The sequence below is a fragment of the Mariniphaga sp. genome (assembly GCF_041687215.1).
Lineage (GTDB): Bacteria > Bacteroidota > Bacteroidia > Bacteroidales > Prolixibacteraceae > Mariniphaga.
In genome coordinates this window covers 20,427-27,633 of record NZ_JAWLCI010000061.1, presented here as the reverse complement: position 1 = coordinate 27,633, position 7,207 = coordinate 20,427, and the positions used below count along the sequence as shown (strand labels likewise).

General features: G+C 40.1%; 6 protein-coding genes. 1 reads left to right on the top strand and 5 read right to left on the bottom strand.

Annotated features, from left to right (window positions below; genetic code table 11):
• The first annotated feature begins 166 nt into the window (after nucleotides 1-166).
• The gene (locus ACESMA_RS17360; RefSeq protein ID WP_372950127.1) at nucleotides 167-544 is read left to right on the top strand and encodes a response regulator transcription factor; all 378 of its coding nucleotides are present in this window, start codon (nucleotides 167-169) and stop codon (nucleotides 542-544) included.
• A 12-nt stretch (nucleotides 545-556) separates the two neighbouring features.
• Here the strand turns inward: ACESMA_RS17360 and ACESMA_RS17355 are convergent, their stop codons facing one another.
• From ACESMA_RS17355 to ACESMA_RS17335, 5 genes are all read right to left on the bottom strand, one after another.
• Nucleotides 557-1,801 (bottom strand): tetratricopeptide repeat protein, encoded by a 1,245-nt coding sequence (locus ACESMA_RS17355; protein WP_372950126.1) that lies wholly within the window; start codon nucleotides 1,799-1,801, stop codon nucleotides 557-559.
• 83 nt (nucleotides 1,802-1,884) lie between these two features.
• Nucleotides 1,885-3,309, bottom strand: coding sequence for a TonB family protein (locus tag ACESMA_RS17350; protein ID WP_372950125.1), 1,425 nt, complete (start codon nucleotides 3,307-3,309; stop codon nucleotides 1,885-1,887).
• 1 nt (nucleotide 3,310) lies between these two features.
• A complete protein-coding gene (locus ACESMA_RS17345; RefSeq protein ID WP_372950124.1) occupies nucleotides 3,311-3,688 on the bottom strand; it encodes a BlaI/MecI/CopY family transcriptional regulator in 378 nt (125 codons plus the stop codon).
• Between the two features lie 83 nt (nucleotides 3,689-3,771).
• Nucleotides 3,772-4,203, bottom strand: coding sequence for an energy transducer TonB (locus ACESMA_RS17340; protein WP_372950123.1), 432 nt, complete (start codon nucleotides 4,201-4,203; stop codon nucleotides 3,772-3,774).
• A 205-nt stretch (nucleotides 4,204-4,408) separates the two neighbouring features.
• Nucleotides 4,409-7,150: a family 78 glycoside hydrolase catalytic domain gene (locus ACESMA_RS17335; protein ID WP_372950122.1), complete on the bottom strand. Its 2,742-nt coding sequence runs from the start codon at nucleotides 7,148-7,150 to the stop codon at nucleotides 4,409-4,411.
• Nucleotides 7,151-7,207 lie beyond the last annotated feature (57 nt).

Here is a 7,207-nt window from a genome sequence, read left to right as displayed (position 1 = left end):
CTTGATAATGATCGTTTGATTGTGCCATCAGATTTGTAAAATAAAAAATTCAAAGTTCGTTTTTTTATCTTACTCCACAACTTTTTAAACTGAGCCAAAGAAACCAATTGCATTTGACAAACAAAAGTTACAAAAATGTATTTTCGGCTATTTTTCAGGAGTAGTTTTGTATTCAATACTTTTATGGTTTTTGGGTGAATTTGGTTTTATTGGAATTAACCTGGCGTTTATTTTTGTTTTTGGTACCAGCAGTTTATTGCCGGTTTGTATAAAATTCTTTGTAGAATTTCCCTCAAAAAATGTAGCAGCATCAAAAAATGATTTCGATTCATTTTGTGCAGATTACGAAATTTCGAAGCGTGAAGCAGAAATTATTCTTGAAATTTGTTCGGGCAAAACCAATAAAACCATTGCCAATGAGCTTTTTATAACTTTACAAACGGTTAAAGACCATACCCACCATATTTATACCAAAACACAGGTAAAAAACCGGATTCAACTGGCCAACCTGGTGCGGGAAAAAACTGGAATGAAAGAGTATTGATACACCATTCTGTTATTCTTCGAAAAACAAATCTTCTTTAATCTTTTGAATCCTGTCGAGTGCGTAATTAACATTCCGTGCCGATTCGCCCGCCTCTTTCAAATAAATGGTGTAGTAGTTCAGCGCAATGGTTTTGTTGGAATTATACTCTTCATAAGTGGTTGCAATTTCGAATAAAACCTCGTGATTGGTTGGATCGAGTTCATTTGCTTTTTTTAAAGCATTAACCGACTCTTCAAACTTACGTTGCTGACCGAAAATCTGCCCTAAATGATGGTACATTTCAGGCAAATAAGCAGGTGTTGCCGACTCGATGGCTGCATTCATGTAAGCTTCTGAAACTTCATACTGAGCAAGTTTTTTATACGAAAGGCTTAAATAGAAATACACATACGGATCGTTGGCAACCTGGCCTGCAAGAATATCAAGCATTTCGATGGCTTTGATTTGGTTACCCGAAAAATACAAGCTAATTCCATAGTTTAACAGCACTTTGTACAACGAATCGCCACCTGCTTCAAAATAATTTTCGTAAGCCTGCCGCGCCACGTCGTATTGTTTATTGCCAAAAAGCTGATTAGCCTGCTGCTGGTAAAATGCCGCTTCTCCGGGAAAAAGTTCAATTCCTTTTTCGATTATTTCCAAAGCCTGGCCAAATTGTTCGCTTTGCTGAAACAGTCGAATCAGGTTAAACCAGGAAGTATAATCACGCGGATTCATTTGAATGGCCTTTTCATACAGTTCTATGGCTTGTTCTCTTTTACCAGTTTGGTGCGCACAAAAAGCCAGTTGTTTGTTCCAATAGATATTGGTTGAATCTTTGCTGAAAATATTCTCAAAAACCGAGTAAGCTTTTTGGTATTTATCCAGTTGAATGTAGTTTCTTCCCAGTTTTGCGTTAATCGTAAGATTTTGGGGTTGAATTCGGGCAGCTTTTTCATAAAATGAATTGGCATCGATGTAGTTTCCAAGTGTGGAAAGTGCATCAGCCAACTCAACAAGAATATCACTATTTTCAGGTTCAAATTCCAGTGCCTGCGAAAAGGCAGAAACTGCTTCCTGAAATTTTTGCATAGCATTCAACACCAGGCCTTTCTTAAAAAACAGAGAACCTACAGGTTGCTTTTCAATGTGTTTATCGATTTGTTGAAGCGCATCTTCATATTTTTTATTCAGAATAAGCAAATCGATTTTTCCCTGCGGGAAGGAGCTCAATTGAAAGGATAAAAAGAAAGCTAATAAATATATCATTCTCATATTCTGTGTATTTTGATATTCCCGTGAATACGGAAATTTTAATCCGCAATCTCCATATCCACGGGAAAAAATTCAGAACATTGTTATTGCAAGGCAAAATTAATTGGCACCGTGTAACTTACATTAACTGATTGGCCCCGTTGTTTGCCAGGTATCCATTTTGGCAGGCTGTTCACCACGCGCAAAGCTTCCTTATCAAGAGCAGGATCAACACCCCGGGCAATTTTGGCATTGGCCACTTCCCCGTTTTTATCCACAACAAAAGTTACGTAAACCCGGCCCTGAACTCCATTTTCCTGGGCTGCTTTCGGGTATTCAATATTATTGGCAATAAATTTTCGGAGTTCCAGTTCACCTCCCGGAAATTCGGGCATATCTTCCACAATGAAAAAGATTTGCTCTTCGGAATCAAGAATTTTAGGAACCTCCTCTTTTTTCTGAACCAAAAAGATATTTCCGAGGCTGTCGGTTTCAATTTTAAAACTATTTACATCAGAATAACGTTTTTTGAATTCTTCCATATCTTCAAAAGTTCCTTCAATCTTCATCCTACCATCATCCAAAAGAGTGGATTTTATCGTAATTGTTTCATTATCAATCATTTGTTGCTCCTGTTCAACAGTTTCTTTCTGTTCGCAGGCAAACATGATGATTAATGCTACGGCAGTTAACACACCCAGTATAATTTTTACATGAGCAATTTTTGGTGATTTTATTTTTGACATCATTTTAATGCGGTTTTTGATTAGTGAATAATTAAAATTGTTGGTTAGTACCAGTTGCCCGCCGGCAAACTGATTAAGTAATAATTTTTTATAATACCCACGATTAACACCCGACGTAAGCACTGCATGGTCGGCTAAAAACTCGTGGTTTTCGCGTATAGCTCGACGCAGCATCCACATAAACGGATTAAACCACTGAAATGCAGTGAGCACTTCTAAAATCAGCACATCGAAAGAATGACCTTGTTTTATATGTTCAATTTCATGTGCAATCATTCGGTCGTACCCATCGCTGTTTTGCAGTGGTCGGCTCACAAATACATAATTCAGAAACGAAAACGGACTGCACTCTTTTTCAAGAAATACAAGCTTAAAACTATCCGATTTACGCACTTCGTTTTTCCGTATAACGAAACCAATTCGAATTACCCGGTAAAAAAATATGGCAAAAAACAATAACAACCCGGCCAGGTAAATCCAAATCAGTAAAGTAGTTGAAAGAATAGTTTGCTCAACGGTTACAGAAAAATCCTGTCCGTAAACGGTTACTGCTTCCAGCAGGTTCCGGTATGGAGTTACAGTTACTTCTGATAACAAAACCGGCTGAGGTTCGTAAATCCTGAATTTTAAAAATGGCAGTGCCACGGAAAAAAAGAGCGAGCCCAGCAGAAAAAACCTGTTCAGGCGGAAAAAGGTTTCCCTGCGCAAAAAAATAACATATATGGTTGCAAGCAAGGATAGACTGATGCCGGACTCCAGGATAAAATTAACTGTGGTATGCATCTTATTCCTGATTTTCGTTTTCCAAATCGCGTTTTACATCTTCCACCAGTTCGTCAAAATCAGAAAGGCTCATGTTATCTTCTTTGGCAAAAAATGAAACCATCTCTTTAAACGAACCACTGAAATAGTTGCGCATAAAGTTTTTCATGAAAGAGCGGGTGTAAACTTCCCGTTCAACCAGCGGAAAATACTCGTGCGTTTTTCCGTAAGCATTGTGCCCCACAAATCCTTTCTTTTCAAGAATTCTGATAATTGTGGAAACCGTGTTGTAGGCCGGTTTTGGCTCGGGCATTTCATCAATCAGGTCTTTCACAAAGGCTTTCTCCAACTTCCAGAGAAGTTGCATCACCTGTTCTTCTGCTTTCGTTAATTCTTTCATTTAAAAAACTTTAGGATTATACAACATGGATTAAAATTCCACAAAAATTGTACCCTTAACTAAAAAAATAGTTAAAAATAATCTCATTCATTTGGCTTTTTTTGCTTGTTTTCATCCAATGCAAACATAATGGGAAGGGTCATGCTAACTTTAACCGGTTTCCCCTCTTTTTTTCCAGGATTCCATTCAGCCATTTGTTTTACTACGCGAAGGGCTTCTTTATCTAAATCCGGGTTCACACCTCGCGCAATTCTTGATTCAGTAACAGCTCCAAATTCGTCAATCACAAATGACACAAAAACTTTACCTTGAACTCCATTCTTTTTTGCCTCTTCAGGATAAACAATATTATCCTTTACAAATTGAAACAAGGCCTCTTGCCCACCCTTATATTCGGGCATTTCATCCACTTCTGAAAAAATTTCCTCTTTTGCCGGTGTTTCCTGCGCATTAACAGGAAACCCCAGAACCCACAGGAAACCATAAATTAATAACATCCATTTAATTGTTTTCATTTCTTTCAATCTTAAAAATTAAACTTTAAAAACTTTGAACTTTGAATTTTAGTGGATATCCGTGTCAAATTTATAACTAATATTTTAGTTTTCAAACTAAAAACTTAGTTATTTTAAAAAATATTTTATATATTATTGAATTAAAACAATATATGAAACTAAAATATTAGTTATGGGGTTTTATATTTGAAAAATAGTGTTCATTCTATTTTACCCTGAATGCATAATTGCCACTTTTTACTTCAAAAATCCTGTACCCATTCTCTTCTCCAAAAAAATGTACATCTGTCGAATTTCCAATTTCTTTATCGTTTTCCAGGATCTTCTGATCAATTTTAACAGGAACATAAACTGTAGCCCGGCATCCCACCGGAACAGTTACCTCCATAGAAAACTCATCTCCTCCTTTTTCCCAGTAAATACCGGCATTTCCGTACGAAGTTTTGTTATAATATTTTGCAAAACTGATGTCGTCAACCGGCTGCGGACGAAAAATGATGTGGCGATAACCGGGTTCAGCAGGGTCGGCATTCATTCCGGCAAGTTTTCGGTAATACCAAACCAATCCGCCGCCAAACATGGGATGGTTGTGAGAACCGCCTGTATTCCAGTGCTCCCAGGTAGTGGTTGCACCCAAGGAAAGCCAACGTCCGTAGCCGGGTTCTTCCCTCTTATTCATGGCCTCGTATGCCAAATCGTGCATCCCGTTTTCCGACAAAACCTCGAAGAAAAACTGCGTACCGAAAATGCCGGTATCAAGATGTCCGTTATTTGCTTTGATGTCTGCCTTAAGTGCTTGTATCACTTTATTATATTGATTATCAGGGATTCCCATTTTCAAAGCAAAAATATTGGCACCTGCCGGTCCGTAAGTTCCCTTTTCTGCATTATAAAACCGTTTGTAAAATGCCTGCCGGGTTGATTCAGCCAACTCTGCAAATTTAATTGCCTCTGCAGATTTTCCAAACACTTTTGCTGTTTGGGCCGTTAAATCGGCACACCGCCAGAAATAAAAAGTGTGTACCAAATCATCAGGCGGTAAATCTCCTGGAGTTACCCACTCACCCAGGTTAAACCAACGCAGAACGTTTCCGTCGCGTCCTACGCGTTGCGAAAACATGATGCCATCGTCATTCAGCCAGGTCTGCATATACCGGATGTACTCCTTCATAGCCGGATAAGAATCTTCCAGAATATCCTTCGAGCCATAATGCAGGTAAAACTCCCACGGCATAATGCTGATGGCTGCTCCCCATGCTACTCCCCCGCCGCAACCTGGCTGCCAGGGTGCGCCGTTGGGCACATAACCGGTTTCAACAATCTGCGCCCCAATGATGTCCTGAATCCATTTGTGATAAAAATTCTTTGCATCGTAATTGTGCATCACGGTAACACATGCTACCTGTCCATCGCCGGTGTAGGCCGAACGCTCACGGTGCGGACAATCGCTGGCAATGCCGCCGTGCATGTTGTCGGTCTGGCTTCTTCTCCAGATTTTGTTTATCTGGTTAAACATTGTATTCGACGTTTCAAAAATTGCCGATTCCTCCACCTGGGTATAAACCACTTCAGCAGTGATATTTTCCGGGGCCAAAACTCCCGGCCAGTTCAGTATTTCCACTTCTCTGAAAATAAACCAGTTAAACCGTGCAGCATAATTTTCTTTTCCTTTCCCGCTGAAAATGTATGAGTTATCCCCTGAATAGGAATTGCTCAGGTATTTGATTTCAATTTTATGACCTTCGGGACCTTCCACATTGCTCAGCCTGATCCAACCAGAGACCTCTTCGCCAAAATCGACTTTGTAATTTCCGTTGTACATTTTTTCAATGCGGACGGGTTTTAATCGTTCCACAACTTTATCGGGATGTGCTGTATGAGCTGCCAGTTTTCCTTCAGGCGCTTTTCTTACCGCCACTGTTTTCCAGCCGGAATCATCGAAATCAGCTGCACACCATTTTGGCTGTTCCAGCCGTGCATCGTAATGTTCGCCATAATAAACCATGTCCATAAGTATCGGACTTTTCGATGCTTTCCAGGTTTGATCGCTCACAATTACTTCTTCCGACCCGTCAGTGTATGTGATGTACATCTGCAATAAAAATCTTGGAGTTCCATATCCTTCGGCCCAATATTTGGCAGGATTGTAAAATCCATTTCCAAGGATGCTGCCCACTGCATTGGCGCCTTGTTTAAGCTGGTTTTTAACATTATAAGCAAGATACATCACCTTGTACTCCCTGAAATCGTCGGGTAACGGAATGTTTTGTTCCATCAGATTCTCACGTTTCCCGTAGTTGGTCTGGTTAGGCACCAGCACATCATCGCCCACCTTTTCACCGTTCAGGTACAATTCAAAATAGCCCAGTCCGGTAACAAAGGCTACGGCATCTTTTATTTCCTTTTTAATGCTGAAATCTTTTCGCAACAGAGGTGCGGGAGGTGGAAGTTCCTGCGGCAGCGGGGAATTCGGATTCATCGGTTTGGGGAGCGCATCTTCACCCTCCCACGGCGCGCCAATCCAGGTGGCTGTCCACTCGGCTGTATCAAGTAATCCCATTCTCCAGAATGCCGGTTTGCTCCATTCGGAAACTTCTCCGTTTTTATCCCAAACCCGGACCTGCCACCAACACTCCTGTCTCGACTTCAATTCTTTTCCACCGTACTCAATCCTGATGGATTGATTGCTTTCCACCTTTTTACTGTCCCACAAATCGGGCATTTCAAGCTTATCTTTCGAGCTGGCTACCCGAACCTGGTAAGCCGATTGAAACTGACCACGTTCGCTATCGTCAGCAATGTTTATCCAGGCAAGCCGGGGTTTTTCTATATCTACAACGGTAGGATTTTCAAGATATTCACATGTAAGCTGAGTCGGATTGATTTTCGCAGAAGAAAAGGAAAAAATAAAAAATCCTAAAAACGTAAGCAGAAAAAAATGTTTCATAACAAAATGTTTTAGCCGGAATCCGGTTTGAATTAGTGCATAAAAATAGGAAAAAGC